This is a genomic window from Sphaerospermopsis sp. LEGE 00249 (assembly GCF_014299995.1).
Taxonomy (GTDB): Bacteria; Cyanobacteriota; Cyanobacteriia; order Cyanobacteriales; family Nostocaceae; genus Sphaerospermopsis; species Sphaerospermopsis kisseleviana.
Genome location: NZ_JACJUZ010000147.1, coordinates 1 through 3,401, shown reverse-complemented (window position 1 = coordinate 3,401; position 3,401 = coordinate 1). Strand labels below are relative to the sequence as shown.

The window sequence follows — 3,401 nt, the reverse complement described above, 5'->3', positions numbered from 1 at the left end:
TTGATAATTTATCGCCCGAATGCTTCGCCCTTACAGGAAAATAACCTGTGATCAAAATTGATAATTTATCGCCCGAATGCTTCGCCCTTACAGGAAAATAACCTGTGATCAAAATTGATAATTTATCCCCCGAATGCTTCGCCCTTACAGGAAAATAACCTGTGATCAAAATTGATAATTTATCGCCCGAATGCTTCGCCCTTACAGGAAAATAACCTGTGATAAAAATTGATAATTTATCGCCGGAATGCTGATGCTTCCAGCACGCTTCGCGAAAGCCCGTAAAGGAGTCAGGAGTCAGGAGTAAAACTGGCTTTGTATCTAGGTTTCAGTTTTGATTTTGTACCGTTCTGCTGACACTCACGGAAGCCTCATTGATCTGCAATCTACTGTCATAGCAATTTAGCTTGATGATAAAAGCAAATATTTCACCTATTCCGCATAACAGCAAAAAGGCGACATCTGAGTAATATGTGAGTTTAGCACAGGAATCAGTTTCTTAATTCTCAGCGAATGGATGGAAAAAGCCTCGTGAGAATACGAGGCATAAACAGTTATCAGTTATCGCTTTTCAGTGTAACCTGTCATTTGTCACTTGTAAACTAAGACTGTTGAGGTCCTTTGGCATCGGAATGTTTAGCCAAACACCGTTCTAAAAGTTTAACTCTCCATATTAGCGCAAACTGACGAGGATTCCAGATAAATTTAGTATCACGACCAAATAAGGGCTGGTTCAAATAATCCCAAAGAGGAAATTTAATTTTTGTGTGTTCGGGAGCCATAGGTGGAACAAAATATTATAAAATTGCTTCAGGAGTAGTGGGCATTTTATTTAAAAAAATTATTGGATCAATTTGATAAATAAATTTCCACTACTAATACCTTTATAATTCAAGAATAAACCAGTATTTTCCGAATGTCTTTGTGGCAATTGCGGAATTTAAGAAAACTTTATTTTTATTAATTTTAAGAAATTGTTAGTAAATCCTGACTTGGTTGTTGACAATAATTCTGGAAGGGTAGAAGACTGAAAAGAAAATTTTGATATGCCATAGACATTTGTCTAGTAACCCAAGTTGCTAATTATAATTATCAGCCTTTTGAATAGCCCTAGATCCCTCTGAAAAAAGGGGAATTTGATGATTTACTCGCCTTGTATAAGGTGGTTCAGGGAAATCAAATCCAGAATTAAACTTGAATATTTATAAGTAGCAACTTAGGTTAGTACAGCACGGCGTAAATAGGGGTTGCTGAGAAAGTCTTTCCGTGAGGGCATAGGAGTCAGGAGTCAGGAGTCAGGAGTCAGGAGTCAGGAGGAGATTTGAAAATTTCTTTGCCATCTCTTGAAATCCCAAAAAATGCACACTTTTTCCGGTATACCCTTCAAAACCCTTGCACTAATTTCTGTGTTTATCAGCCTCTAACCTTTGATATATCAAGGTTTTGAGTTTATTCAGCAAACCCTAAATAAACCAACCATTCTCAATGGCTAAAAAGCTTACGACCTATTATTTTTGACTTTTGACTTTTGACTTTTGACTTTTGACTTCCGCGAAGCGGTACTAGTCCCTAAACCGGAAACAGCAACTATATTGATTTGCTTTTGTAAACAATTGCAGTAGAATTTATTATGTTGGCGGATAGCTAACAAAGTTGATCTCTCTTCAACTGCGTTAATAACACAACAATTTCATCCATTGCTTTTCTCACCACACTTGCAGGTTGTTCAGACTGATTTACCATAATACTAAAAACCAAAGTTTCATAATTAGGAACATTGACATATCCAGATAAAGAAACCACACCCATCATAGTACCTGTTTTTGCTTGGACAATTCCTTGAGCAGATGTATTCAGAAAACGATTTTTTAAAGTACCAGTAACACCAGCAACAGGTAAAGAAGCACGAAATACTTCTGCTTGGGAAGATTTACTCATTACTTGCAAAAGTTGTACCAAAGCTTCTGGACTAATTAAATTTTTACGAGATAACCCAGAACCATCTACAATCTTATAGCTATTCGGTTCAATTCCTAATTCAGTTAACGTATTTTTTAAAGCTTGCAATCCTAAATCAGCAGTATTTTTATTTTTGGCTAATTGCTGTTTATCAGCTAAACTTCTGAGTAAGACTTCAGTATACAAATTATTACTATTGACATTTGTTTCTACTAATAATTCAGATAGCGGCGGAGATTCAACAGCGGCTATTTCTTGTTCATTATTACCACCATTATTAACAGATGTCCGGTTAACTTTTATTCCTGATTTTGTTAAAGTTAAACGGAAATTTTGCAAGAAATTTTGAGCAGGATCAAATACCGCTATAGCTGTAATATCTGGTTCTGAGTTTACAGGCAATTTTCCTGTGATTCTTAAAATCTGACCTTTTAAACCTCGGTAAACTTCCACATCACCCGGTTCATTTTCTGGAGTAGTAATTGCATTATTTTCAATCTGCCAATTATAAGCATCCAGAGGATTAGACCATTTAATTTTTAAAGGTTTTCCAATTTCTTGAGGCAAAAAAGTTATAACAGAAGTATTTTCATTAACAATTAAACTATTGACAGGTGCGCCATAATAAGATTGTACATCTTCCCATTGCCAACTAGGATGAACTACCTCACCTTGAAAATAACTATCATCAGCAATTAATTGATTAATTTCTCGAATACCTTTTTGATATAATTGCTTGGCTAATATTGTTAATTGCTCATTTTTAAAACTTGGATCTCCTCTACCAACAACTCGCAAAATACCTTCACTGTCTTGATAAACAGAGGTACGAATGCGAAAATTTGCCCCTAGTTTCTGCAATGCGGCTGCTGTTGTGAAAAGTTTAGTATTAGAAGCAGGAATAAAATATTTTTCTGGATCTCGACTGTAAAGAGTTTGTGGAGATGATAGGGGTTTGATTAAAATTCCCCAACGCATTCTCTTAAATATAGGACGATTAATTACAGCATCTATAGATGATTCTATTTGAGCAGAACAAGTATATTTTGTGGTAGTTGCTGGTGCTGTTGGGGTTTGTGCTTGAGCTATGTGCTGGTTAACATTAATTTGAACACCGATAAATAACAGCATCAAGCTAATAGATATTTTTTTGTGAATCATTTTATTTTGGCTAAATGTAATCCTAATGTTGTAACTTACAGCAGGTTGCAGATCAATGAGGCACAGAATCTAAATTGAAACCTATACACAAAGCCTGTTTTACTCCTGACTCCTGACTCCTGTACGGGCGTTCGCGAAGCGTGCTGGAAGCATCAGCATTCGGGCGATAAATTATCAATTTTGATCACAGGTTATTTTCCTGTAAGGGCGAAGCATTCGGGCGATAAATTATCAATTTTGATCACAGGTTATTTTCCTGTAAGGGCGAAGCATTCGGGCGA

1 protein-coding gene is annotated in these 3,401 nt (G+C 36.0%); it reads right to left on the bottom strand.

Annotated features, from left to right (window positions below; all coding sequences use genetic code 11):
• Window positions 1-1,644 precede the first annotated feature (1,644 nt).
• A complete protein-coding gene (dacB, locus tag H5968_RS24740) occupies window positions 1,645-3,120 on the bottom strand; it encodes a D-alanyl-D-alanine carboxypeptidase/D-alanyl-D-alanine-endopeptidase (RefSeq protein WP_187042051.1) in 1,476 nt (491 codons plus the stop codon).
• Window positions 3,121-3,401 lie beyond the last annotated feature (281 nt).

What these genes read in the sequence shown, in the direction of transcription:
- dacB (WP_187042051.1), bottom strand. Translation starts at nt 3,120, where the DNA reads ATGATTCACAAAAAAATATCTATTAGCTTGATGCTGTTATTTATCGGT.